The sequence below is a fragment of the Pseudomonas putida genome, assembly GCF_003228315.1.
GTDB lineage: Bacteria > Pseudomonadota > Gammaproteobacteria > Pseudomonadales > Pseudomonadaceae > Aquipseudomonas > Aquipseudomonas putida_S.
The window spans coordinates 277,169-302,496 of the sequence record NZ_CP029693.1 but is presented as its reverse complement, the minus strand read 5'-3'; the positions used below and the strand labels follow the sequence as shown (position 1 = coordinate 302,496).

The following is a 25,328-nucleotide window of genomic DNA, read 5'->3' as shown; positions in this document are numbered from 1 at the left end:
CCGGTCCTGAAGGCGGTGTGAGTGTCTGATCGGGTGGCTGTTTTTTCAGGTGATTGCGTTTAGCGATCCAGGGTGTCGATGAAGGCCTGGGCCTGGGGCCACTCGCCAAATCCGGCGGCCGGATTGAGATGGCCCACGGCACCGAGGTTGACCAGTTGGCTGCCCCACTGCCCGGCCATTCGAGTCACCGACTCAAGGCTCGCCAGGTGGTCGTTGGTACTGGCCGCGACGATCGAGGGGAATGGCAGAGGCGCGGTCGGCAGCGGGCTCCAGCCATTGGCCCGCAGGCTCTGGGGGGTTGGATAGCCGGCTGGCCAGGTGGCTTCAAGGTCCGGTGGCGCGGCGAGCAAGGCGCCCTTGATCGGGCGATCATGGCGAGCGGCCCAGTGCGCGACCATCAGCACACCGGCACTGTGGGCCACCAGAATGACCGGGCCGGAAATCATCTGCAGCTCACGCTGGATCGCGTCGACCCGCGCCGCCAGGCTCAGTTTGTTCTCTTCCAGGGGCGGTACGCAGCGGACCTTTTCCAGCCTGGCTTGCAGCAGCGTTTGCCAATGTTCCGGCACATGATCACGCAAGCCTGGAACGATCAAAATCGTGGTATCACTCATCGCCTTGTTCACCCCTCACACACTCCATCGAACGGTTCGCAAAACTCTCGAACCCTGCCTGCAGCACAGTAGGATTCGCCTCCCCGCAACGGGTTACATTTAGCGTCAGTGACTTCCCTTTTGGTGACAGCAACCCTGTCGCGCCCGGAGTGATCGGCGCAGCTGACGCTTTTCATTTCATGACCAAGTCTCTATAACTGGCTGGCCCTTGCGACAGCGAGATCTCATTTGTCACTACGTGGAATGTATTTACGCCATGCCCGTACAAGCACGCACCGCCGTACTGACCAACTACCTGGAGGTGGCTCGCCATCTGCGTCTGAACGCTAACGTCCTGCTGGCCGAAGTGGGCTTGAGCCCCGCCATGCTGGCCGACCAAAGCCAGCGCATCCCGGCCACGACCGGCATCATCCTGCTGGAAAAATCAGCGGCCTTGAGTGGCTGCGAGACCCTCGGCCTGCGCATGGCCGAGCTGCGTCAACTGGCGGATTTCGGCGAAGTGAGCCTGCTGCTCAGTCACCAGAACAACCTGCGCGACGCGCTGAAAGTGATCGTGCACTACCGGCAACTGATCAACGATTCGCTGGCGATTTTTGTCGAGGAATCGGACAAGACGGTGATCATTCGCGAAGAACTGGTGACCGACATGGGCACCAACAATCGCCAGTCCATTGAACTGGCCATCGCGGTGATGCATCGCTTTTGCGCGGCCCTGCTCGGCGCGCACTGGAACCCGATCAACGTCTGCTTCACCCATGACGCACCGGCGGATCTCTCGGTGCATCGGCGGATCTTCGGCTGCAAGATCGAGTTCGGTTGCGAGTTCAACGGCATCGTCTGCCCTGCTTCCAACCTCGACGCCGCCAACCCGCTGGCCAACGAAGCGATGGCACGACACGCGCAGCGCTACCTGGATTCCCTGCTGGGCAAGTACGGCAGCTCGGTGGCGTTCGATGTGCGCAAGGCCATCTACCTGCTGTTGCCGATGGGGCGCGCGACCATCGCGCAAATTGCCCAGAGCCTGGGCATGAACGTACGCACCCTGCAGCGTCGCCTGGGCGAAGAAGGTTCCAGTTTCAGTGAGGTGATCAGTTGCGTGCGTCGCGACCTGGTGATTCGCTACCTGGAGAACCCCGCCTACTCGCTGGGGCGGATCGCCGACATGCTCGGCTACTCCATGCCCAACTCCTTCACGCGATGGTTCATCTCGCAATTCAACATGCCGCCCGCCACCTGGCGCGCCGAGCACAAGATCGTGGCGCGCAAGGACAGCTGAGACACCAAGCCGCCGGCCTTTGGCCGCTCACGAAAAAAACGGCGCCTGCTTGCACAGGCGACCGTAAAAAGGAGCACATCCGGGGCAACGCCAGCCTTCAGCCCGCGCGCTTTATCCCCATCAACGTGACGACTGCGCCTGCATCAAGGTGTTGCCAGGGGCTTGTTCGGCCTCATCGCTGTGCGCCCGCGCGAGGTCGTCGAGATAGTGGCAGCGCACATAGAAAAACACCGCCACGGCCGCGATGCTCATCAGCGGTATCAACTGGAAGGCTCCATGCAGGCCGATGAGATCGGAGACCCTGCCGGTCAGGAATGGGCCCGGTGCCAGGCCAAGGATATTGTTGACCAGGGTCAGGACCGCAAACGCGGTGCCGTGGACCTTGTAGTGGGTCAGGTTGGCGATGGTGGCGATGATCGGGCCGTTGGCGCCCGTGACGAACAGCATGGCGAGGCCGATCAGCCCCAGCTGGACGGGACCGGCCGACTGCACCAGCGCCAGCGACATCAGCAGGCAACTGGCGAGGCAGAACGCCATGCACATTTCGACCTTGCGCAACGGCGATTGGCGCGACAGCCGATCACTGAGCATGCCGCACAGAATGGCCCCGGCGCCGCAGCACAGCACCATGATCCCCGAGAGTGCGCCGGCCTTGCCCTCGCCCAGCCCGTAATAGCGGTTGAAGTAGCTCGGCAGCCACACAATCATGCTGCCGGCCACGAAGGTCTGCAGGCCGCTGGCGATGTAGGTGGCGATCACCGAGCGGGTGCCGTACAAGGTCCGCAACTGGCGCTTGACCGCCGCTTTGCCGACGGCTTCAGCCAATCGCTGCGGAGCGATCCGGGCTTCCTTGACGATGATCGGGTAAAGCACCGCCAACGCCAGGCCGAACAGCGCCATGGTCGCGAATGACCAGCGCCAGCCCAGCTTGACCGCCACCGCCCCGCCAATGGAGATGCCCAACACCGAGCCGAACATGGCGCCGGCCATGAAGGCACTGGCGAGGGTCGCCCGCATGCTCTTGGGAAACACCGACACCACCACGGCGATGCCGACGCTGCCGTAGGCTGCCTCGCCAACGCCCACCATGAAGCGCGCAATCAGCATTTCCTGGTAGTTCTGCGCCAGGGCGCAGCCCAGGGTAGCCAGGCTCCAGAGCAGCGCCATCAGCGCCAGGCTCTTGACCCGGCCAAAGCGGTCGGCGAGCAGCGACAGGGGAATGGTCAGCAGGCCCACCATCAGGGCGACAATGCCGCTGAGCAGGCCGAGCTGGCCGTCACTCAACGCCCACTCGCCCTTGAGAATCGGGAACACGGCATTGAGGACTTGCCGTGACATGTAATCGGAAATCAACAAACCAAACGTCAGCACAAACACGATCCAGGCGTAGCGGCGTGGAATGCCTATCGAAGTATCGATTTCATCGGCCACAGTGCTGTGATGAAACGCCATGCTGTCTCCTCGGTGTCTGGCACCTGTGTTGTTATTGTTTTGGGGGTCTTGCTCACGCACAAAAACGCCGGGGCAGAATACCTGCCCCGGCTGCTGGATCAAGCGCGCTGTGGTACGCCCTTCTGCCCGGCCGTGCGGTTCGGCGCCAGGCCGTTGGCCAACAGGGTTTGCTCGACGGTGTCGTACTGCACGCCGATGCGGTAGATGTCCCGCGCCTCTTTGCCGGAGGCGATCTCACGCCCCAGTTCATGGGCAATGCGCACCGTTTGCTTGACCTGCTCCACCGAAGAGAAGCGCTTGCCGTGCTGGTCGATGATGGTGTCTTCGTTGCCGAGGCGTGGGTGCAGGCCCATGGCCAGGGCGATGGTGTTGAGTGGCAGCACGTTCTTGAGCAGCGACTCGGCCGTCAGGGTGCAGCCGTCCGGCACACGGTTGATGAAGTTCATCAGGTTCATCGGGTTCGGGCCGTCGAAGCCACCGCCGATACCGATCCAGGTCAGGTTCATCGGTCCTTTATAGATGCCCTTGCGCACCAGGCGCTCGAGGGTTTCGTAGGCATGGATACCGGTCAACTGGAAGTGCGGCTGGATGTTGCTGGCCTGCAGGCGCTTGAGGTGCTCGGCCACCCAGGCAGGACCTGCCGGCACGGTCATTTCGCTGTAGGCCGCGTGGGTGGCGGGATCAAACAGCGAGGTGTCTTCAATGCCTTCCGGGAACAGCAACTCGGTGATGGTCATTTGAATGGTGTTGATCGCGACCGTGACCTGATCCGGCTTGGGCGTCAGCTCCGCCAGCATGTGCCGGGTATCGTCGGACAGCCACAGGGCTTCGGCGCCTTCGCCTTCCGGGGCGAAGGAAATCGAGCCGCCGACCTGGATGATCATGTCCGGCACGGCTTCACGCACACCGGCGATCAACTCGTTGAACTTGGACAGGCGCTTGGACCCTTTGCCGTCCAGTTCGCGCACATGCAAATGCAGCACGGTGGCGCCTGCTTCGTAGCAGTCGACGGCCGCTTGCACGTGCTCATCCATGGTCAGCGGAATGTCTTCCGGGAAGTCGCCGGGCATCCATTGCGGTGCGTACGGGGCGACGGTAATCACTACCTTTTCCATGTTTTCCGGGTGCAGGGAATCGTCGAAAAACTGCATGGTCATCTCCTTTTTTTGTTTTTGCCTGCCCGACAGGCTGTACGGAGCAGGCATTTGCAGGGTGCAAAGGGTGAGATTGCTCAGTAGGTCTTTTCGCCAATGATTCCGGCGCGCTCCATCTTGCGATGGCAGGCCGGGTAATCCATCACGGCGTAATGCTGGGTGCTGCGGTTGTCCCAGATGGCAATGCTGTTGGGCTTCCAGCGCCAGCGCACCTGATACTCGGGAATGCAGGCCTGACTGGTCAGGTAGCGCAGCAGCTCGGAAGAGCCCTGGACGTAATCCTGGCCGTAGCGCACCCGCTCGGGGGTGTGGAAGTTGGTGAAATGGGTGGTGAACGAGTTGACGAACAGCACCTTTTCACCGGTCTCCGGATGGGTGCGTACCACCGGGTGTTCGGCGTCCGGGTACCGGGCCTTGAGCGCCAGGCGCTTTTCGATCGGCATCGCCGCGCCGAAGGTCGCCTCGATGCTGTGACGGGCTCGCAGGCCTTCGATTGTTGCCTTCACGTCGTCCGGCAGGTGCTTGTAAGCCTCCACCATGTTGGCCCACATGGTGTCGCCACCCACCGGCGGACACTCCAGGCAGCGCAGCACGCAGCCCAGCGGCGGCGCCTCGCGCCAGGTGGCATCGGTGTGCCAGGAGTTCTCGTAGCGGTCGACCGGACTGTCCGGGTTCTTGTAGACCTGCACCAGCCCGGGAAAGTCCGGGTGACTGCCCACCACCGGATGGTCTTCCAGTTCGCCAAAGCGCCGGGCAAAGGCCACATGCTCGGCGCGACTGATGTCCTGATCGCGCAGGAATACCACTCGATACTTGAGCAATTGCGCGCGAATCTCGGCAAACAGACCGTCATCGTGCACCGCGTCGGCCAGATTGACGCCGATCAGCTCGGCGCCAATGCTGCAGGTAAGTTGTTCGACTTGCATGGCGGCGGATCCCCTTAAATGACGAAGATCGACGAGCCGGTGGTGACCCGCGCTTCCAGGTCTCGGTGAGCCTGCACGGCGTCCTGCAGGTTGTAATGCTGGTTGATTTCGATCTTGATCTTGCCGCTGCCCACCAGGCCGAATATTTCGCCGGCCAGATCGGCTTTCTCTGCCGGATCGGCGATGTAGTCCGCCAGCGCCGGGCGTGTGAGGAACAGCGAGCCTTTCATTGCCAGTTGCGCCGGATTGAACGGCGGGATCGGACCGGACGCGGTGCCCACGCAGACCATCAGGCCACGGCGCTTGAGCGAGTCGAGGGAACCTTCGAAGGTGTTCTTGCCAACGCTGTCGAACACCACGTTGACCCCCACGCCGTCGGTCAATTCGCGCACGCGGCTGGCGACGTCCTCATGGCTGTAGTTGATCACGTGATCGCAACCATGGGCCCGGGCCAGTTCGGCCTTGGCTTCGCTGGAGACGGTACCGATCACGTTCAGGCCCTGCAGCTTGGCCCACTGCGAAACGATCAGGCCGACACCGCCGGCGGCGGCGTGCAACAGGATGCTGTCGCCGCGCTTGAAGTCGTAGATGCGCCGCATCAGGTACGCCGAGGTCAGGCCGCGCATGGTCATGGCCGCGGCGGTCTCGAACGAGATGTTTTCCGGCAGTTTGATCAACGGCGCGGCCGGGATCAGGCGCTCGGTGCTGTAGGCGCCCAAGGTATTGATGAAACCGGTATAGGTCACCCGGTCGCCGACCACCACATTGCTCACGCCTTCGCCCACGGCGGACACCACACCGGCGGCTTCGACGCCGATGCCATTGGGCATGGGGATCGGATAGGTGCCGTTGCGGAAATAGGTGTCGGCATAGTTCAGGCCCACCGCTACGTGACGCAGCCGGACCTCGCCTGGACCGGGATCGCCGACCTCGACCTCTTCGAAACGAAGCACCTCGGGACCACCGGTTTCATAAAATCGTACGACTTGAGCCATGCTTTTTTTCTCCATTGAGCGTTCTGGGTGCACTGCGGCGATGACATTGAATGGAATGTAAGCCGCAGGCGACCCCCGCGCCGCTCATCCGACGACAACCGCGGAACATTTGATGACAACGGCGCCAGCCTCCCCTGTCATCAAATGCCAATTCAGTGACGCCCAATGTGAAGCGGTGCACCTGAGCGTGACGATACTGGTCCGCGCTGCGAAGCCGGACAGTGCCGCCAACGCCCACTGTCGGATCAAACCCGCTACCTCTTCGCCTTGATGGGGCGGTCAGGTGCATCTGAAACAAGCACGGAGAGCGCAGAATGAAGTTCAGTTTTGTCGATACCAGCAACCCGACCCGCCGGCGCGTGCTACGCGATGCCCTCACCCTAGCTGTGGCGGCTTCTCCTTTGGCCAGCCTGGCCAAAGCGGCCGACGAAAACGCCGATGACGTGACCCTGGCGGCCGGCCCACGGCCGCTGGTGCAATACCCGCAGAAACGGCCACTGACCCTGGTGACCACTCGCCCGCCACACCTGGAGACGCCCTTCCCGGTCTTCAACGAAGGGCCCATCACGCCCAATGACGCCTTTTTCGTGCGTTACCACCTGGCCAACTTCCCCACCAGCATCGATCCGGACACTTACCGCCTGACGATCAAGGGCGCGGTCGACACCGCGTTGTCCCTGTCGCTGGCCGAGCTCAAGGCCCTGGCCGAGCCTGTGGAAGTGGTCGCCGTCAATCAGTGCTCGGGCAACAGCCGCGCCTTCTCGATGCCTCGCGTGTTCGGTGCACAGCTGGGCAATGGCTCGATGGGCAACGCACGCTGGGTGGGGGTGCCGCTCAAGGCTGTGCTGGAGAAGGCCGGGGTCAAGGCCGAGGCTAGGCAAGTGACCTTTCGCGGCCTCGACAAGCCCGTATTGCAGAGCACGCCGGAGTTCATCAAGGCGCTGGACATCAGCCATGCCATGGATGGCGAGCCCATGATCGCCTGGTCAATGAATGGCAGCGACCTGCCGTTTCTCAACGGCTACCCCATTCGCCTGGTGGTGCCCGGCTACTTCGGTACCTACTGGGTCAAGCACCTGAGCGAGATCGAAGTCCTCGACCATACCTACGACGGGTTCTTCATGGCCAAAGGCTACCGTGTGCCGGACAACGATTGCTTCTGCATCGCACCCGGCACCACGGCGGCGCAGACCCAACCGATCTCCAAATTGCCGGTGCGCAGTTTCATCACCAGCGTTAAACACGGAGACGTGTTGCCGTTGAATAAAAGCCTGATGCTCAAGGGCATTGCGTTCGACGGCGGCGCCGGGATCAGCAAGGTGGAAGTGTCGATCGACGGTGGAAAAGCCTGGCACACGGCCAGTCTTGGCCAAGACCTTGGGCGTTTTTCTTTCCGCGAATGGACGCTGACGACGACCTTTACCGACAAAGGCGCCACCCCGTTGATGGTTCGTGCCAGCAACAACGCGGGCGAGACGCAACCGCTGAACGCCGATTGGAACCCGGGTGGCTACCGTCGCCATGTGGTGGAAACCACCCACGTGACCGTTGCCTGAGGAGGCCCCATGAAACTCGTGACTACCTTGCTGTGCGCGGCTCAGATTCTTTTGGTTGCCACCGCCGGCGCAGCGCCGCTGTCGATCACCTTGCCGCCGGAAACCGCCGTGCTCAAGTCCAGCAAGCTGCCGGGCTATGCACTGGCCCAACAGAAGTGCTCTACCTGCCACTCCGCCGACTACATCAATTTCCAGCCTCCGGGCATGAGCCTGGCGCAGTGGACGGCCGAGGCGAGCAAGATGCAGCACGTGTACGGTGCGCCGATCAGTGATCAGGATGTCAGCGTCATCGGCGCCTACCTCGCGGTGACTTACGGCAGCGCCCAGGCGGGCGATGCCGACGTGCAGGCCGCCTCTAACCCATCGACGGGCCAGCCCCCTCAGCAACCGTGGCCAAGGCTGACGCCACAGCCCTGCTACAGAGCAACAGTTGCCTGTCCTGCCACGCCATCGATCACAAGGTGGTGGGCCCGGCCTATCACGATGTGGCCGCCAGGTATGCCAAGGACCCGCAGGCGCTGGCCAAGGTCACGGCCAGCATCCAGCATGGGGGTAGCGGTAAATGGGGGGAGATTCCCATGCCGCCTTTTGCGCAGCTGAGCCCGGACGATCTGCACAGCCTGGCGACATTCATTCTCAATCAGTAAACCACCATCCTGCCCGGTATCGTTCAGGCTCGCCCCGTGCAGCCTGTCGATCGGGTATCTTTTGGCCCTTCCGGCCAACGCTCATTTCGTGCAAAGACCTGTGAAATCGAGCGTTGGCCCGATGCCTGGCTGACGTCCTCGGGCCCAGCCTCTATCCTTGTCGCACCGCCGTACCGCTTTAATGGAGTTTCCCCCATGCCCGAAGAAGGCTTTCTGCTACAAGCCGCTGTCGTTTTCCTGCTCGCGGCCGTCCTCCTCGTTCCCCTGGCCAAGCGCCTGCAACTGGGCGCGGTCCTCGGTTATCTGTTCGCGGGGGTGATCATCGGCCCTTCGGTACTGGGCCTGATCGGCAACCCGGAAAGCGTCGCGCACATCTCGGAACTGGGCGTGGTGTTGCTACTGTTCATCATCGGCCTTGAGCTGTCGCCACGGCGCCTCTGGGTGATGCGCAAGTCAGTGTTCGGCGTCGGATTGGCGCAGGTACTCCTGACCGGAGGTGTGCTGGGTGCGCTGGCGCTGTTCGTCTTCGGGCAACCGTTGAACAGTTCCATCGTGCTCGGCCTGGGCCTGGCCCTGTCATCTACTGCGTTCGGTCTGCAAAGCCTGGCCGAGCGCAAGGAGCTGACCAGCCCCCACGGGCGCCTGGCCTTTGCGATCCTGCTGTTCCAGGACATCGCCGCCATCCCCTTGATCGCCATGGTGCCGTTGCTGGCCGGCGTCGAAAACGTCAGCGCCGCCGAGGACGTGAACCAGGGATTGCGGGTGCTGGCCAGCATCGCCATCGTGGTGATCGGCGGACGCTACCTGCTGCGCCCAGTGTTCCGGATTGTCGCCAAGAGCAATTTGCCCGAGGTCTCGACCGCCACCGCGCTGCTGGTGGTGATCGGTACCGCATGGCTGATGGGCATCGCGGGTATTTCCATGGCCCTGGGCGCGTTTCTTGCCGGCCTGCTGCTGGCCGATTCCGAATACCGGCATGAATTGGAAGCGCAGATCGAACCCTTCAAGGGGCTGTTGCTGGGGCTGTTCTTCATGAGCGTCGGCATGGGCGCGAACCTCAGCCTGCTGCTGCGCGAGCCGATCGTGGTGCTGGGGCTGACTGTGCTGCTGATCATCGTCAAGTTTCCCCTGCTGTTCGTCCTCGGCCGTCTCGCTGGAGGTTTGAACAAGGTCAGCGCGATTCGCCTGGGCATCGTCCTGGCGGCCGGTGGTGAATTCGCGTTCGTGGTGTTCAAGATCGGCCGCGATCAAAGCCTGTTCGATCCGCGCCTGTATGACCTGCTGGTGCTGGCGATCACCTTGTCGATGGCCATGACGCCCCTGTTGATCCTGCTGTGCGCGCGCCTGGTCAGCCCGAAAGTGCAACCGGTGGAAGTGCCGGAGAAATTTCGCGAAATCGACACCGACGAGCCTCGCGTGGTGATCGCCGGCATGGGTCGCATGGGCCAGATCGTGGCGCGTATCCTGCGGGCCCAGAACATCAAGTTCGTCGCCCTCGACACCTCGGTGGAATCCATCGAACTGTCGCGTAGCTTCGGCGGTGTGCCGGTGTTCTACGGCGACCCGATGCGCCCGGAAATCCTCAGCGCGGCCAAGGTCGAGCAAGCCGAGTATTTCGTGATCGCCACCAATGACCCGGATGCCAACATCAAGACCGCGGAACTGGTGCGCAAGCTGTACCCGCATATCAAGATCATCGCCCGCGCCCGCAACCGCCAGCATGTGCATCGCTTGATGGACATCGGCGCCCATGCCGTTCGCGAAACCTTCCATTCGAGCCTGGAGATGAGCCGCCATACGCTGCTCGGCCTTGGCCTGACCCCGGCCCAGGCCGATGCGCGGATCAAGCGCTTCAAGCATCACGACGAACAGGTGCTCGAAGCCCAGCACGCGATTTACGACGATGCGGTGAAGGTCAAGCAGACCGCGCAGGAAGCGCGGGCGGAACTGGCGCGGCTGTTTGAGGCGGATCAGTTGGAGGAGCAGGCGGGCGAGAAATGAGGTGATTGGACTGGCCTCATCGCGGGCAAGCCTTGCTCCCACAGGTTTCGGGTCACCTCGGACCCGTGGGAGCAAGGCTTGCCCGCGATGAACGATAACGCGGTAATTCAGACAACCCCGAATACTCAAGGACACTGCATTGGCCGACCAACCCGCCCCCGCCCTCAAGGAAATCTTCAACGCCGAACGCCTCCAGCACATCGCCACCGAGATGACGGCGGTCTATCCGGCGTTCGATGGCAAGGCATTCCTCAAACTGGCCAAAAAAGACCTGGCCGAACTGTCAATCATGCAGCGCCTGGCCCGGGTCAGCGAATCCCTGCATGCCGTGCTGCCGCTGGATTTCGAGGCGTCGCTCAAGGTCTTGCGCGCCCTCGCCCCACGCCTGAACAGCGCTTTTGTCAGCATGTGCCTGCCCCACTACGTGGCGACTTATGGTGCCGACCGTTTCGAGCTGTCGATGGACGCGCTCAAGTACTTCACCACCTTTGGCTCCTCCGAGTTTGCGATCCGGCCTTTCCTGCGCAGCGATCTGGAGCGTTCGCTCAAGCAAATGCACGACTGGTCGCTGGACGCCAACGAGCACGTCCGGCGCCTGGCCAGCGAAGGTTGCCGCCCGCGCCTGCCGTGGTCATTTCGCCTGGAGCGGATCCAGGCCGACCCGCGCCTGGCCGCCGGCATCCTCGACAACCTCAAGGCCGATCCCAGCCTTTATGTGCGCAAGTCGGTGGCCAATCACCTCAATGACATCACCAAGGATCATCCCGACTGGGTATTGGACCTGATCGAAGGCTGGTCGCTGGACAACAAACACACCGCGTGGATCGCCCGGCATGCCCTGCGCAGTCTGATCAAGCAGGGCAATGCGCGGGCACTGGCGATCATCGGTGCCGGTGGCAAACCGGAAGTGGAGATCGTCGATGTGCAGGTCAACCCGCCGGTGATCGGCCTGGGGGAGAAAATCACCCTGTCCTTTGCCGTCAAATCCACGGTCAAGGACAGCCAGCGCCTGGTGATCGACTACGCCATCGACTATGTGAAAGCCAACGGCAGCACCTCGGCCAAGGTCTTCAAGCTCAAGGCCCTGACCCTGCCGGGCCATGCCAGCGAAGCCATCAGCCGTGGCCAGCACATCAAGGAACTCACCACCCGAAAGCACTACGCCGGACGGCATGCGGTGCACATCATGGTCAACGGCGAACGGCTGGCGAGTACGGCGTTCGAGATCCTCCCGTGAAACACGCCTTGCACGACAACCAACACCTGTAGGAGCAAAGCTTGCTCGCGATGGCGTCAATTCAGGCACACGGCGTTATCGTTCATCGCGAGCAAGCATTGCTCCTACAGGGGGGTGTGGCCCAACAGCAGGTCCTGCTCGCGCTCACACAACTCCACCACGTAATCCCACATCACCCGCAGCCGCACGGACTTGTGCAGTTCGCGCCGGGTGCTGATCCAGTAGCTGCGCAGGATGCTTTCCTCGGCAAACAGCGGCACCAGGCCGGGGTCGGCGCTGGCCATGTAGCACGGCAGCACGGCAATCCCCAGGCCGGCGCGGGCGGCCTGTTGCTGGGCGATGACGCTGGTGCTGTGGAAGACCACCTGCGGGTTGCGGCAGAAGCTGTTGAGGAACATGAGTTCCTGGCTGAACAGCAGGTCGTCGACGTAGCCGATCCAGGCATGCCGCCCCAGGTCTTCGCGACTGCGCAGCGGCGGTGCCTTGTCGAGGTAGTCCTGGCTGGCATAAAGCGCCAGGCGATAGTCCGTGAGCTTGCGTGTGACCAGCATGTCGGCGGCCGGGCGTTCCAGGTGAATGCTGATTTCCGCCTCGCGGTTGAGGATGCTGACGAAGCGCGGCACCGCCACCAGTTCCACCTCCAGCCCCGGATAACGTTCGAACAGCCCGTTCATGCGACTGGCCAGGAACATGATGCCCAGGCCCTCCGTGACCCCGACGCGGATCTTGCCCAGCGGCGCGGTGGACTGGGTGATTTCTTCCTGGGCCAGCAGCGCGACGTTTTCCATGGCCTCGGCGTGCTTGAGCAGCGCTTCGCCCGCCGGCGTCATTTCGTAGCCTTGGGCGTGCTGCACGAACAATGCAGTGCCGAGGCTCTTTTCGATGGCCTCAATGTGCCGCGCCACCGTCGCGTGGGTGGTGTTCAGCCGGCGAGCCGCCGTGAGCAAACGCCCGCTGCGCTGTAGTTCGAGAAAAAACCGCAGGTCATTCCAGTCGAACATGAATCTTCCTTGGGGCCTGGTGATCGATCCCGCTGTTTAAAAACAAACAGCGGCTGCGCAAAAACTAACATTTTTTAAACGAAAGCTAACAACTAGGATGGACCCAACAAGAAAAACAATACGAGGTCAGGGATGCAAGCTACCCAAGATGCCTACGACTACATCGTGGTCGGCGCCGGCCCGGCGGGCTGCCTGCTGGCCAATCGGCTGTCGGCCAACCCGCAACACCGGGTGCTGCTGCTCGAAGCCGGTGGCCGCGATAACTATGCATGGATTCACATCCCGGTCGGCTACCTGTTCTGCATTGGCAACCCGCGCACCGACTGGTGCTTCAAGACCGAAGCGCAACCCGGCCTGCAAGGTCGCACCCTGAGCTACCCGCGCGGCAAGGTGCTGGGCGGCTGTTCTTCCATCAACGGCATGATCTACATGCGCGGCCAGGCCGGCGACTACGACCGCTGGGCCGCCGAGGGCAACCCCGGCTGGCGCTGGCAGGATGTGTTGCCGCTGTTCAAGAAAAGCGAAAACCACTTTGCCGGCGACTCCGAATTCCATGGCGCCAGCGGTGACTGGCGTGTCGAACGCCAGCGCCTGTCGTGGCCGATTCTCGATGCCTTTCGCAACGCCGCCGAGCAAAGCGGTATCGCCAGCATCGATGACTTCAACCAGGGCGATAACGAAGGCTGCGGCTACTTCCAGGTCAACCAGAAGGCCGGCGTGCGCTGGAACGCGGCCAAGGCCTTTCTCAAACCGATTCGCCATCGCGCCAACCTGACCGTGCTGACCGGGGTCGAGGTTGACCGCGTATTGCTGGAAAACGCCCGGGCCTCGGCAGTGAGCGTGCGCTGGCAAGGTCAGGCGCAGACGTTCAAGGCGCGCAAGGAAATCATCCTGTGCGCCGGCTCCGTGGGTTCACCGAGCATCCTGCAGCGCTCAGGAGTAGGCCCTCGCCCGCTGTTGCAACGGCTGGGCATCGGTGTTGTGCATGAACTGCCGGGCGTGGGCGGCAACTTGCAGGATCACCTGCAATTGCGGCTGATCTACAAACTGGAGAACGCTCGTACCCTCAACCAGATCGCGGGCAGTCTGTGGGGCAAGATGGGCATGGGCCTGCGGTATCTGTATGACCGCAGTGGCCCGCTGTCCATGGCGCCGAGTCAGCTAGGCGCCTTTGCCCGCTCGGGGCCGGAACAGACTTCGGCCAATCTCGAATACCACGTGCAACCGCTGTCGCTGGAGCGTTTTGGTGAGCCGCTGCACAACTTCCCGGCCTTTACCGCGTCGGTCTGCGATTTGCGCCCGCACAGCCGTGGCAAAGTTGAAATCCGCTCCACCGATCCCCGGCAAGCGCCGCTGATTCAACCCAATTACCTGAGCCACCCAGAGGACTTGCGCGTCGCCGCCGATGCCATTCGCCTGACCCGGCGCATCGTCGCCGCACCGGCCCTGAAAGCGTTCAAGCCCGTCGAATACCTGCCCGGCGACAGCCTGCAAAGTGAAGAACAACTGCACGAAGCCGCCGCCCGGATTGGCACCACGATTTTCCATCCGGTGGGGACTTGCCGGATGGGCAACGACGCCGATGCGGTGGTCGACGCCCAGTTGCGTGTCCATGGCATTCCCGGCCTGCGCATCGCTGATGCCTCGATCATGCCGAACATCACCTCGGGCAATACCTGTTCGCCTACGCTGATGATCGCGGAGAAGGCTGCAGAGCTGATCCTTAATCCCGACACAAGGAGCATCACCCCGACAATGGAACTGGTCGCACATCCCTGAATTCTGCACGCACCCTGTAGGAGCGAGCCTGCTCGCGATGAACCTGAGCACGTACGTGGGTGTCAGGTTTATAGCGTTATCGTTGACGACCATCGCGAGCAGGCTCGCTCCTACAAGTAACGAGTACACCCGATACATCGAAGTAGCGGCACCCGCCCACAAGGCAGGCGCCGACAGTGGAACAACAAAAACAATCACTGTGAGGGATACCGATATGTCAGAACATGTTCAGCCCCTGGACGCCGTGCGCAGCGCGGGCACCAGCCAGGAAACCCAGAAAGTCATCTTCGCCTCGTCGCTCGGCACGGTGTTCGAGTGGTATGACTTCTTCCTCTATGGCGCCCTCGCGGCGGTGATCAGCAAGCAGTTCTTCGCCGGGGTCAACGACACCACGGCGTTCATCTTTGCCCTGATGGCCTTTGCCGCCGGCTTTATCGTCAGGCCGTTCGGCGCGCTGGTGTTCGGTCGGTTGGGGGACATGATCGGACGTAAATACACCTTCCTCGCCACCATCATTCTCATGGGCCTGGCGACCTTCTGCGTGGGCTTGCTGCCGACCTACGCCAGCATTGGCATCGCCGCGCCGATCATCCTCGTGGTGCTGCGCATGCTTCAGGGTCTGGCCCTGGGCGGTGAGTATGGCGGCGCCGCCACCTACGTCGCGGAACACGCGCCGGTTGGCAAACGCGGTTTCCACACCAGCTGGATTCAGTCCACCGCCACCCTCGGCCTGCTGCTGTCGTTGCTGGTGGTGCTCGGTTGCCGTTACTTCACCGGCGATCAGTTCGAAGTCTGGGGCTGGCGCATTCCGTTCCTGTTCTCGATCATTCTGCTGGGCATCTCGACCTGGATTCGCCTGAGCCTGCACGAATCGCCGGCCTTCGTGAAAATGAAAGAGGAAGGCAAGCTCTGCAAGTCGCCGATCCGCGATTCCTTCGGCAAGTGGGAAAACCTCAAGGTGGTGCTGATCGCCCTGTTCAGCATCAACGCCGGGCAGGCGGTGACCTTCTACGCGGCGCAGTTCTACGTGCTGTTCTTCCTCACCCAGTTCCTGAAAATGGACCCCGCCGTGGCCAACGGCTTGCTGATCGTCAGCGTGACCATTGGCGCGCCGTTCTTCATTTTCTTCGGCTGGCTGTCGGACAAGGTCGGGCGCAAACCGGTGCTGATGCTCGGCCTGTTGCTGGCCACTGCGCTGTACTTCCCGATCTTCAAGACCCTGGCCCACTACGCCAACCCGGCCATCGACCAGGCCAGCCGCCAGGCACCGATCACCGTGACCGCGGACCCTGCCACCTGCACCTTCCAGTTCGACCCGGTGGGCAAGGCCAAATTCGACAGCCCGTGCGACAAGGTCAAGACCTTTCTCGTCAAGCAGGGCCTGCCGTATCACAGCGAAGCGGCACCGGCCGGCAGCGGCGTGCAAGTGAGCGTGGGTGACGCGAAGATCGACGGCTTCGACGAAGCGGCCCTGCGTGGCGCAGTGACCCTGGCCGGCTATCCGCAGCAGGCCGACATGCAGCAGATCAACAAACCGATGATCGTGGCGCTGATTGTCGCGCTGATCGTCATCTCCGCCATGTGCTACGGCCCGCTGGCGGCGCTGATGGTCGAACTGTTCCCGACCCGCATCCGCTACACCTCCATGTCCCTGCCCTACCACATCGGCAACGGCTGGTTCGGTGGTTTCCTGCCGACCGTGTCGTTCGCGCTGGTGGTGTATACCGGGGATATCTTCTACGGGCTGTGGTACCCGGTATTGATTACCGGGGTGAGCCTGGTGGTGGGGATGATTTGCCTGCGTGAGACGCGCAATGTGGATCTGAACAAGAACTGAATACACAACCTGTAGGAGCGAGCATGCTCGCGATAGCGGTGGAACAGCACCATCACTGGTGACTGATCTGACGCTATCGCGAGCAGGCTCGCTCCTACAGTGATTGGGTGGTGTGAGACTCACTCATCGAGTTCGACGACCTCGAACTTCACCTGATCCGGATAAAACGCCATGTATTCACGGATCTGCTCTACCGACACCTTGGGGTTCTCGTAACTCCACACCGCATTCGCCCCTTCATGCCCCGGCACCTGCAGGCTGAAATAACTGGCATCGCCCTTGTACGGGCAGTAGCTGGTGTGGTCGGTGCGGGCGTAATACTTCTCGTCGATGTCCTCGCGCGGCACGTAATACACCGGCGGGTAATTGGCTTCCAGCAGCACCAGCGCGCGCGAGGACGCGGCCACCTGGATACCGTGGAACTTCACCAGCAGACAGCCGGGTTGCTCGGCGATAGTGATGACAGGACTGGGACCGGTGCTTTTCATGGAGTTCGTTCCTCATGAGGAAGTTTGACCGCGTTGTGGGAGCAAAGCTTGCTCGCGATGGGCTGCGCAGCGGCCCCAAAACCTGAGACCACGATGTATACGGTATAACCCAAATTCCCCTTCTACGACGGCCACACAGCCAAACGGACTGCTTATCCGGTCATGGCAAAAACTGTACATCCATACAGATAAAGATTGCCCCAACGCTCAACTCCCGCCATTCTGTGCACCTCCCGGACACTGATCGACGATGGTGGTTATGCGGCTGTACCTCTGTGAAAAACCCTCCCAGGCCAAAGACATTGCAGCCGTGCTGGGCGCCAGGCGCCGTGGCGACGGCTGCTGGCTGGGAACGGACGTCACGGTGACCTGGTGCATTGGCCATCTGCTGGAAACCGCGCCGCCGGACGCGTACGACGCACGCTACAAGCGCTGGGTGCTGGCCGACCTGCCGATCATCCCGGACAAATGGAAAATGACCGTCAAGCCGCGTACCGCCAGCCAGTACAAGGCGGTCAAGCGCCTGCTCGGTGAAGCGTCCGAATTGGTCATCGCCACCGACGCCGACCGCGAGGGCGAGATGATCGCCCGGGAACTGGTGGAACATTGCCGCTATCGCGGGCCGATCCGCCGCCTGTGGCTGTCGGCACTGGACGATGCCTCGATCCGCAAGGCCCTCGCCGCGCTCAAGCCGGGCGCCGAGACCTTCAGCCTCTACCATTCGGCGCTGGGCCGCAGTCGGGCCGACTGGCTGATCGGCATGAACATGAGCCGGCTGTTCACCCTGCTGGGGCGCCAGTCGGGCTATCAAGGGGTGTTGCCGGTCGGTCGGGTGCAAACCCCGACCCTGCGCCTGGTGGTGGACCGCGACCGCAGCATCGCCGATTTCGTACCGGTGCCCTACTGGGCCATCGACGTACACCTGCTGCATGACGGCACCGCGTTCACTGCGCAATGGCGTGCACCTGCCGATCTTTGTGACGATCAGGACCGTTGCCTGAATCAGGCAAGGGCCCGGCAGGCGGCGACGGCCATGATGGGGGCGGCGAGCGCAAGGGTGATCAAGCTGCGAACCGAGCGCATGCGCGAAGTGGCACCGCTGCCGTTCGACCTGGGCACCCTGCAGGAGGTTTGCTCGAAGAAGCTCGGGCTGGGCGCCCAGGAAACCCTGGATATCGCGCAGGCGCTCTACGAAACCCACAAGGTCATCACTTACCCACGCAGCGATTGCGGCTACCTGCCACTGAGCCAGCACAGCGAAGCGCCGGCCATCCTGGCGGCGTTGCGCCAGGCCGACCCTGCGCTCGACGCCCTGCGCGATCACCTGGAGCAGCAACGCCGCTCACGGGCCTGGAACGATGCCAAGGTCAGCGCGCACCACGGGATCATTCCCACCGCGGCGGCAAAAAACCTGGAGCGCCTGACCGGCAAGCACCGCGCGGTCTACACGCTGATTCGCGCACGCTATCTGGCGCAATTCCTGCCCAATCACGAATACGATCGCACCCAGGCCGACTTCGATTGTGCGGGTGAAGCCTTGCGCGCCGTCGGCAAGCAGATCGTCGAGCCGGGCTGGAAACGTGCCCTGCCCGAGGCGCTTGCACCCGCCAAGGGCCGTGAAGCCCCCGCCCCGCAAACCCTGCCCAACCTCAAGGAAGGCATCGATTGCGCGATAGATAACGTGCAGCTCAAGGACCTCTGGACCCAGCCGCCGAAGCCCTTCACCGAGGGTGACCTGATCAAGGCGATGAAGAACGTCGCCAAACTGGTGGAAGATCCACTGCTCAAGCAGAAACTCAAGGACACCACGGGCATCGGCACCGAGGCGACACGCGCTTCGATCATCCAGGGCTTGCTCGATAGAGGTTATCTGGTCAAGAACGGCAAGGCGCTGTCTGCCACGCCCGCCGCTTTCAGCCTGATTGATGCCGTGCCAAGGGCGATTGCCGATCCGGGCACCACGGCGATCTGGGAACAGGCACTGGACATGGTGCAGAGCGGGGAAATGAGCCTTGAAGAGTTCGTCACCAAACAGGCGGCGTGGATGAGCAAACAGGTGGCTCGCTGCGCCGGTCTGAACCTGACCATCAGCGGTCCGGCCAGCCCTGCCGGGCGCGGTGCCACACCCTGGAAAAACAAGCGCAAGCCAGCCAAGCGCAAGACTGGTACCGGCAACAAACGCAGCGCAAAACCGTCAAGCAAGGCTTAAGGGCCTATCGACCATACTGAGGGTGCACCCAATCAGGAGCCCATCAGCATGCCCTCGATAGAACTGCACCCCGCCCACCGCGACGAACTCCAGACCATCGAAAACCTGATGCAGTTCTACACATACGACTTCAGCGAGTGGTTGCCGCTGAAACTGGGTGCCCACGGTTTTTTCGGCCTGCAACCGATGACGGACTACTGGCGCGATCCCGCGACCCAGCCATGGCTGATCCGCGTCGACGGCGAACTGGCCGGTTTTGTGACCCTGGACAACGACATTCACCTGCCCGACGCCGAACACAACATCGGCTACCTCTTCGTCGCGCGATGTTTCCGTGGCCAGGGTGTCGCAAAATTTGTCGTTTCCACCCTCTTGAGCCGGTTTCCCGGTCAGTGGCAGATTTTCCATGTCGATGCGAATTCTTGCGCCCGGGCGTTCTGGGCCAAGGTGATGCCAGGCCTCTGCCCAGCGGGTTTCAACCGGCATCAACAGTCGATCCAGGGTCACCCGTGCACCCTTTACCGATTTTCGGTTTAGCCGTCACCACCCGGTTCGGGTGCTTTTTCACCCCTCTTTTTCTAATTCCACGCAGCTTTGTCCGACAATATGTAGTGACGAAAATAAATCACTACAAAACCGTTGACGCCTTCGATTTGCCCTTGCATGATGCAGACGTCTCCCCGATCGGGAGTACAGGCAACACGTTTGAGCAAGCTCGTCTGACCGCCGAGCTGTTTTTTCCGGATGCACGCTGCCCACAAGGCAGATTGAAGAAGCTGACCTGGCCTGAACGTCCAGTACAAGGGCGAGAAGCGCTGGCGATCCATCCTCATGAAGCTTGTGACCAACCTTTGAAAGGTTGGCAGTGGCCTGAAGGTAATCGCTGCTTCTCTTCGTTGTGACGCAATCGCGTAGCAGTTATTCAACACGACTACATGCAACAGACGCAGGACCCCGCACTTACAGCGGACGACTGCCGACGTCCTGGTTTCGGTGCCAGGGATCAACTAACCGATGGGCTACATGTATTTAGCGAATCAACTTTGAAAGATCACCAAATGGTCAAGGGGGCTCTACCATGAATCTGAACAATCAACCGACTATCGAAGAACTGGCTCGTATGTTCGCGGCGAAGAAAGACACGCTCGACAGCCATATTCTCTGGATCAGCAAATCGGGCAGCGTTCATATCGACTGCCTGTCGCCCCACAGCCACGAAGCGGAGTTCGACCAGAACAACCAGAACCTGCTGGCCCGCCTGAAGATGTACCGCCGCGGCCATGGCTATGTCGGCAAGAAAGCCGCGGCTGACAAGGACTTCATCGGTAATGTTCTGCAAACGCTGAAACAGGCCTGGGGATCGATGCAGGGTCAGAATGAAGTTCGGGTGATTGACCGGTTCTGCTAATTGAAATAAGTCTTCACTGACTTATATAAAGAGGGCCTGCTCCTGCTTTTAACAAGCACGGGAGCAGGCCTTTTTTATTGCCTGCAACTCCAAATCGCGCGCTTTTAATACTGTAGGAGCGAGCCTGCTCGCGATGGTCGTGAACGATGACGCGGGGTGTCTGAATACCCGTGTTGTTGAAACGTTCATCGCGAGCAGGCTCGCTCCTACAGAGAGATGGTCGGCCCCAATTCATAGGCATAGCTTATGCGCCGCATTGGATATCGGTCTTGGACGCTATGAATGGATCGGCAGAAGATGAGCCCACACCCAGGCACATCCCACTGCAACAGGAGATCCACCATGCAACAGTCCCACGCCTACAACGACACCAGCCTCGAACTGACCGCGAAAATCCTTGACGCCAAGGCCCGCAAAAACCTGTCCTTCGAGCAAGTGACCGAAGGCACCGGCCTTGGCCTGGCCTACGTCACCGCCGCCCTGCTCGGTCAGCATCCACTGCCGGAAGCGGCCGCCAAGGTGATCGGTGAAAAACTCGACCTGGATGCCGACTCGGTGGCCCGCCTGCAAATCATCCCGCTGCGCGGCAGCCTGTCCGGCGTGCCGACCGACCCGACCATCTACCGCTTCTACGAAATGATCCAGATCTACGGCACCACCCTCAAGGCCCTGGTTCACGAGCAGTTCGGCGACGGCATCATCAGCGCGATCAACTTCAAGCTCGACATGAAGAAAGTCGAAGACCCGGAAGGCGGCCACCGTGCCGTGATCACCCTCGACGGCAAGTTCCTGCCGCTGCGTCCTTTCTGAATCGAATTCGGCCCGCACAACGGTGCGGGCCAATCCCTGTACCCATGAGGACGGCACCATGAAAGCGCTCATCGAAGGTTTCTTGAAGTTCCAGAAAGACGTCTTTCCACAACGCACCGACCTGTTCAAACACCTGGCCACCACGCAGCACCCGGGCACCCTGTTCATCACCTGTTCCGACAGCCGTGTCGTGCCGGAATTGCTGACCCAGCAAGAACCCGGCGAGCTGTTCGTGATCCGTAACGCCGGCAACATCGTGCCTTCCTATAGCCCCCATCCCGGTGGCGTGTCGGCCACGGTCGAGTACGCGGTCGCGGTACTGGGCGTCACCGATATCGTGATTTGCGGCCACTCCGATTGCGGCGCCATGACCGCTGTCGCCAAGTGCACCTGCATGGACCACCTGCCCGCTGTCGGCAGTTGGTTGCAACACGCCGAGTCGGCCAAAGTCATCAACGAGTCGCGGCCTCATGCCAATGAAGCGGCAAAAGTCAGCTCGATGGTGCGGGAAAACGTGATCGCGCAACTGGCGAACATCCAGACTCACCCGAGCGTGCGGCTGGCCCAGGAAAAAGGCCTGCTGAAGTTGCATGGCTGGGTGTACGACATCGAGACCGGCTCGATCGATGCCCTGAATGGCAGCAGCCGCCAGTTCGTATCGCTGGCCGAGCACCCGGACACCTGCGCCGTTCCGGCACGATCCACAGATGCAGCCGCCTGAAGATTGAATCCATTGACAGCGAGAAGGCCGACGCAGCGCTCCCTGCAAACGGGAGCGCTGCACGGCCATGATCGACAGGGTTATTTATCGTCCATCCTGGTTGACGATGACGACCGATTCTCAGGGCTCTCTTCAGCGCTGGGCGGTTCTGGAATGCTGCCTGGCGTGAACACGTGAGTCAGCAATTCCCGGGCATCGACTTCGACCACCCCTTGCACCGAACGCGCCAGACCAACCGCCTGCTCACACTGTTTATGGGTGTTGACGCGACCGCTCAACGCCACCGTGCCGCCCTGGGTTTTGACATGGATTTGCAGGCCAAGACTTGGTTTGGCCAGTGCCAGGGCCGACTTCACCCTGGCGGTAATCCACGTGTCGTGAACGCCCCTTTCCAGATCGTGGGAGTAATGTTGAAACGACTGCAGTTTCATGATGCGACCCTCTGCCTTTCAGGCGAGCGAATGGGACATCTGATTCGTTTTGCAGTGCTCGCCAGTCAATACAGACACACATGAAAAGTATAGTGCGGCCATCGCCCGGGGTCGGAGTGTCGGCTCAACGCTTGACCGACAGATCCACCTGGGTCATGCGGCTGCGTACAGTGAACACACCGTCCCCCGAGAGAATCGCGCTGCGCGCAAACAGGCGCCCGCTCTCCCAGTTCGACAGGCCCAGTTCCGGCTTGTTGAGCGCGTACTGGCCATCGACCCAACGGGTAATGCCGTTGCCGACAAAAGGCGCGTTGACCGCGTTGTAGAAGCGTTCGTGGCTCGCCGCATCTTCGCTGATCAACGACACGGTGAACTGCGGGCTGTAGCGATTGAACAAGGCGATGGCATTGTCCAGGTCGTCGACGATTTTCAGGCTGACTTCCGGGGTTTCTTCCCACTCCCACTCACGGCCCAGTTGATCTTCTGGCAGCGGTTCGGCCAGTGCTTCGGTCTGGTAGCCCTCGGCGCGATAGACTTCGACGGTTGCGTTCTGCCAATCCGCCGGCAAAAACGCCTCGCTACCTTCGACGATATGCAGCTTGCAGCCCTGCCCCCGCGCCTTGCCGGCCTGCTGCAAGGCATCGAGAAACAACGGCACCAGTTCAGCCGCGCGGTCGCGGTGGATCAGGCACACATTGAGGGTGTTGCACACCTTGCGGTCCAGCGAGTTGCGCACCACGGCGGCAAAGCGCGTGGCATCGGCATCCACATGGGCGATCAGCCAGGCGCCACCGGTGCCGTGCAGGCTGACAGCGGTGCCGGCCTGTTGCGCGATGCTGCCCAACTGACTGACCGCGCGACCCGAACCACGGGCCACGGCCAGCGACAGGCGACGATCGGCGAACATCGCCCAGCCGGCGGCATGGTTGACGCTTTCCACCAAGGACACCGCGCCGCTTGGCAAGCCGGCATCGGCCAGCGCCGGATTCAGGGCATGGGTGACGATGGCCTGGGCGGTGCCCAAGGCATCGCTGCCAATGCGCAGCACGGCGGTGTTGCCGGTGCGCAGCACGCCGGCGGCATCAGCGAAGACATTCGGCCGACCTTCGAAGACGAACGCGACGATGCCCAACGGCGACACCACCTGCTCGACCTTCCAACCGTCGTGCTCGACGCAACTGATCACCTTGCCCCGGGAAGCCGGCGCATCGCGCCAGGCCCGCAGGCCGGCAATCATGTCGCGGCGCATGCGCTCATCGGCCAGCAGGCGCGTGGTCGAGCGACCGCGAGCCTTGGCTCGTTCGATGTCGGCCTGGTTGGCCGCTTCGATCAATGCCCAGCAATCCGGGTTCTCCAGGCGCTGCGCGAAGAGATCGAAGAAGTCGCTGATGGCTTGATCGGACACCGCCGACATCGCGGCAAACGCCGCTTGCGCGCGCTCGATCGCCACCGCTGCCGCCTGCTGGTCGGCCACCGGAATCAACAACAGCTCACCGCTGACCTGCTCCACCAACAGGTGGTCTCCGGGCTGGAAGCGTGCTGCCAGTTCGGGGCTGACCACGGTGACACGATTACCGGCGAAAGGGATCGGCGTGCCAGCGACTAGACGTTCGAGCGCAAGAGACATGAAGCGGTTACACCATGTAATGGGCGGGCGGAAAATGTATAGCAAAAGTCCCGGAGCGTCACCCGCCCGACACGGCCGGCGTCAGGCCAGACGAGAACGCAGCAGCCCCTTCACCGTGCGCATCACTGCGGCATTCGCCTCTTCCATCTGCCCGACCTGCTTGAGTGCTTCCTCCAGTTCGCCACGAGCATGGGCCTCAAGCGCCGCCTGACCGCTGCTGTGCACCAGGCGATGGGGGACTTCCATGCGTCGGAAATCTGCATCGCGCTGCTGGTTCTGGTTTTCCTCGCCGTAATACCACTGGCCAAACAGGCATTCGGTTTCATCCGGCAAGGTCAAGGGTGAATGGGGTTTGGGATTGAGCAGGCGATCGTAGACCGCCACCTTGAGCGTCAGCTCCTGCAGGTTGCCCAGTTCGACGTTGGACAGCAGGTGCGATTGATCGATGTCCCGCTGCATCTGTTGCGCCTCGCCGTACATCCCGGCCATGGCCTCGGCAGTCTTGTCGATCACCGCGCCAAAGGCACTGGAGATCTGGTTCTGCTGGGAAATCGATTGTTTGGCCTCGCTGATTTCCTGCTGGATCGCCGAGGTTTCCTTGACAATTTCCCGGGTCGCCTCGGCGGTTTTCTCCGCCAGCAAACGCACCTCGCCCGCCACCACCGCAAACCCGCGTCCGGTGTCACCGGCACGCGCGGCCTCGATGGCGGCATTGAGGGCCAACAGGTTGGTCTTGCGCGCGATATCGCTGATCAGGTCGACGATGCGGTCGATCTCGCTGGCGCGGCTGACCAGATGCGTGATCACCCCTTCCAGGGCATCCAGCCCGGCGGCCATGACCCGTGATTGTTCTTGCAGGTGAGTGACTTGCTCGCGGTTATCGATGGCCGCGCGGGCCACGGTCTCGGCCCGCTGGTGATTGAGCTTGAGGCGCTGGTTGAGCATCGAGAACGACTCGCTGACCGGCGCCAGGGAGTTGCCGCAAGTCAGCAGGTGCTGGGCCAGGCCGCGAAAAAAATCCCGGTCGCGCTGCTCGGCCTTGCGGGCTTCATGCTTAGCCTCGTCCACAGTGTTGACGAGCACCGGGGCCGGCATCACCTTTGCCGATTCAGGGGTGTCCCCAGCCGTTTTCCTGCGCCAATTGAAATTCATCCCCACT

Annotated in this window: 22 protein-coding genes and 2 pseudogenes; 13 read left to right on the top strand and 11 right to left on the bottom strand. The window is 61.9% G+C overall.

Annotated features, from left to right (window positions below; genetic code table 11):
* Positions 1-59: 59 nt before the first annotated feature.
* Positions 60-614 carry an RBBP9/YdeN family alpha/beta hydrolase gene (locus DKY63_RS01440; RefSeq protein ID WP_110967815.1) on the bottom strand — a complete coding sequence of 185 codons (555 nt, stop codon included), beginning with the start codon at positions 612-614 and terminating at the stop codon, positions 60-62.
* Positions 615-870: 256 nt separating this feature from the next.
* Here DKY63_RS01440 and DKY63_RS01435 point away from each other — a divergent pair, with 256 nt between their 5' ends.
* Positions 871-1,890: an AraC family transcriptional regulator gene (locus tag DKY63_RS01435; protein WP_110962454.1), complete on the top strand. Its 1,020-nt coding sequence runs from the start codon at positions 871-873 to the stop codon at positions 1,888-1,890.
* A gap of 120 nt (positions 1,891-2,010) precedes the next feature.
* On the opposite strand, the gene DKY63_RS01430 is transcribed toward DKY63_RS01435, so the two are convergent.
* The 4 genes from DKY63_RS01430 to DKY63_RS01415 form a co-directional block, all read right to left on the bottom strand.
* A complete protein-coding gene (locus DKY63_RS01430) occupies positions 2,011-3,342 on the bottom strand; it encodes an MFS transporter (RefSeq protein ID WP_110962453.1) in 1,332 nt (443 codons plus the stop codon).
* A 98-nt stretch (positions 3,343-3,440) separates the two neighbouring features.
* Positions 3,441-4,493: a 3-keto-5-aminohexanoate cleavage protein gene (locus DKY63_RS01425; protein ID WP_110962452.1), complete on the bottom strand. Its 1,053-nt coding sequence runs from the start codon at positions 4,491-4,493 to the stop codon at positions 3,441-3,443.
* Positions 4,494-4,573: 80 nt separating this feature from the next.
* Complete coding sequence (locus tag DKY63_RS01420) at positions 4,574-5,422, bottom strand: TauD/TfdA dioxygenase family protein (RefSeq protein ID WP_110962451.1); 849 nt, start codon at positions 5,420-5,422, stop codon at positions 4,574-4,576.
* 14 nt (positions 5,423-5,436) lie between these two features.
* Positions 5,437-6,417 (bottom strand): quinone oxidoreductase family protein, encoded by a 981-nt coding sequence (locus DKY63_RS01415; protein WP_110962450.1) that lies wholly within the window; start codon positions 6,415-6,417, stop codon positions 5,437-5,439.
* A 314-nt stretch (positions 6,418-6,731) separates the two neighbouring features.
* Between DKY63_RS01415 and DKY63_RS01410 the strand changes: the two genes are divergently transcribed.
* The 4 genes and pseudogenes from DKY63_RS01410 (at position 6,732) to DKY63_RS01395 (ending at position 11,858) form a co-directional block, all read left to right on the top strand.
* A complete protein-coding gene (locus tag DKY63_RS01410; RefSeq protein ID WP_110962449.1) occupies positions 6,732-7,973 on the top strand; it encodes a molybdopterin-dependent oxidoreductase in 1,242 nt (413 codons plus the stop codon).
* Positions 7,974-7,982: 9 nt separating this feature from the next.
* A pseudogene (locus DKY63_RS01405) lies at positions 7,983-8,620 on the top strand (c-type cytochrome).
* A 195-nt stretch (positions 8,621-8,815) separates the two neighbouring features.
* Entirely contained in the window at positions 8,816-10,621 is a 1,806-nt protein-coding gene (locus tag DKY63_RS01400; RefSeq protein WP_110962448.1) for a monovalent cation:proton antiporter-2 (CPA2) family protein, read from the top strand.
* Positions 10,622-10,760: 139 nt separating this feature from the next.
* Positions 10,761-11,858 carry a DNA alkylation repair protein gene (locus tag DKY63_RS01395; RefSeq protein WP_110962447.1) on the top strand — a complete coding sequence of 366 codons (1,098 nt, stop codon included), beginning with the start codon at positions 10,761-10,763 and terminating at the stop codon, positions 11,856-11,858.
* A 104-nt stretch (positions 11,859-11,962) separates the two neighbouring features.
* On the opposite strand, the gene DKY63_RS01390 is transcribed toward DKY63_RS01395, so the two are convergent.
* Positions 11,963-12,859 carry a LysR family transcriptional regulator gene (locus DKY63_RS01390; RefSeq protein ID WP_110962446.1) on the bottom strand — a complete coding sequence of 299 codons (897 nt, stop codon included), beginning with the start codon at positions 12,857-12,859 and terminating at the stop codon, positions 11,963-11,965.
* A gap of 132 nt (positions 12,860-12,991) precedes the next feature.
* Between DKY63_RS01390 and DKY63_RS01385 the strand changes: the two genes are divergently transcribed.
* Entirely contained in the window at positions 12,992-14,638 is a 1,647-nt protein-coding gene (locus tag DKY63_RS01385; protein WP_110962445.1) for a GMC family oxidoreductase, read from the top strand.
* 214 nt (positions 14,639-14,852) lie between these two features.
* Positions 14,853-16,475 carry an MFS transporter gene (locus DKY63_RS01380; RefSeq protein ID WP_110962444.1) on the top strand — a complete coding sequence of 541 codons (1,623 nt, stop codon included), beginning with the start codon at positions 14,853-14,855 and terminating at the stop codon, positions 16,473-16,475.
* Between the two features lie 119 nt (positions 16,476-16,594).
* Here DKY63_RS01380 and DKY63_RS01375 read toward each other — a convergent pair whose 3' ends face one another.
* Positions 16,595-16,963 (bottom strand): DUF427 domain-containing protein, encoded by a 369-nt coding sequence (locus tag DKY63_RS01375; RefSeq protein WP_110962443.1) that lies wholly within the window; start codon positions 16,961-16,963, stop codon positions 16,595-16,597.
* A gap of 259 nt (positions 16,964-17,222) precedes the next feature.
* Between DKY63_RS01375 and DKY63_RS01370 the strand changes: the two genes are divergently transcribed.
* The 6 genes from DKY63_RS01370 (at position 17,223) to DKY63_RS01345 (ending at position 22,111) form a co-directional block, all read left to right on the top strand.
* On the top strand, positions 17,223-19,172 hold the full coding sequence (locus DKY63_RS01370; protein ID WP_110967814.1) for a DNA topoisomerase III: 1,950 nt from the start codon (positions 17,223-17,225) through the stop codon (positions 19,170-19,172).
* 48 nt (positions 19,173-19,220) lie between these two features.
* On the top strand, positions 19,221-19,709 hold the full coding sequence (locus tag DKY63_RS01365) for a GNAT family N-acetyltransferase (protein WP_110962442.1): 489 nt from the start codon (positions 19,221-19,223) through the stop codon (positions 19,707-19,709).
* Positions 19,682-20,074: a hypothetical protein gene (locus tag DKY63_RS32060; RefSeq protein WP_162634800.1), complete on the top strand. Its 393-nt coding sequence runs from the start codon at positions 19,682-19,684 to the stop codon at positions 20,072-20,074. The genes DKY63_RS01365 and DKY63_RS32060 overlap by 28 nt, the downstream gene beginning before the upstream one ends.
* Before the next feature lie 176 nt (positions 20,075-20,250).
* On the top strand, positions 20,251-20,580 hold the full coding sequence (locus DKY63_RS01355) for a hypothetical protein (protein WP_110962440.1): 330 nt from the start codon (positions 20,251-20,253) through the stop codon (positions 20,578-20,580).
* A gap of 342 nt (positions 20,581-20,922) precedes the next feature.
* Positions 20,923-21,390 (top strand): cyanase, encoded by a 468-nt coding sequence (gene cynS, locus DKY63_RS01350; RefSeq protein ID WP_110962439.1) that lies wholly within the window; start codon positions 20,923-20,925, stop codon positions 21,388-21,390.
* Positions 21,391-21,448: 58 nt separating this feature from the next.
* On the top strand, positions 21,449-22,111 hold the full coding sequence (locus tag DKY63_RS01345; protein ID WP_110962438.1) for a carbonic anhydrase: 663 nt from the start codon (positions 21,449-21,451) through the stop codon (positions 22,109-22,111).
* Positions 22,112-22,191: 80 nt separating this feature from the next.
* Here DKY63_RS01345 and DKY63_RS01340 read toward each other — a convergent pair whose 3' ends face one another.
* The 4 genes and pseudogenes from DKY63_RS01340 to DKY63_RS32990 form a co-directional block, all read right to left on the bottom strand.
* Positions 22,192-22,542: a BON domain-containing protein gene (locus DKY63_RS01340; RefSeq protein ID WP_110962437.1), complete on the bottom strand. Its 351-nt coding sequence runs from the start codon at positions 22,540-22,542 to the stop codon at positions 22,192-22,194.
* 124 nt (positions 22,543-22,666) lie between these two features.
* Positions 22,667-24,169, bottom strand: a complete 1,503-nt coding sequence (locus DKY63_RS01335; RefSeq protein WP_110962436.1) for an aldehyde dehydrogenase family protein — start codon at positions 24,167-24,169, stop codon at positions 22,667-22,669.
* A gap of 81 nt (positions 24,170-24,250) precedes the next feature.
* Positions 24,251-24,628 carry a CZB domain-containing protein gene (locus tag DKY63_RS32995; RefSeq protein ID WP_239499439.1) on the bottom strand — a complete coding sequence of 126 codons (378 nt, stop codon included), beginning with the start codon at positions 24,626-24,628 and terminating at the stop codon, positions 24,251-24,253.
* Positions 24,629-24,670: 42 nt separating this feature from the next.
* Positions 24,671-24,946, bottom strand: a pseudogene (locus tag DKY63_RS32990) (methyl-accepting chemotaxis protein); the annotation flags it as partial.
* Positions 24,947-25,328: the final 382 nt, after the last annotated feature.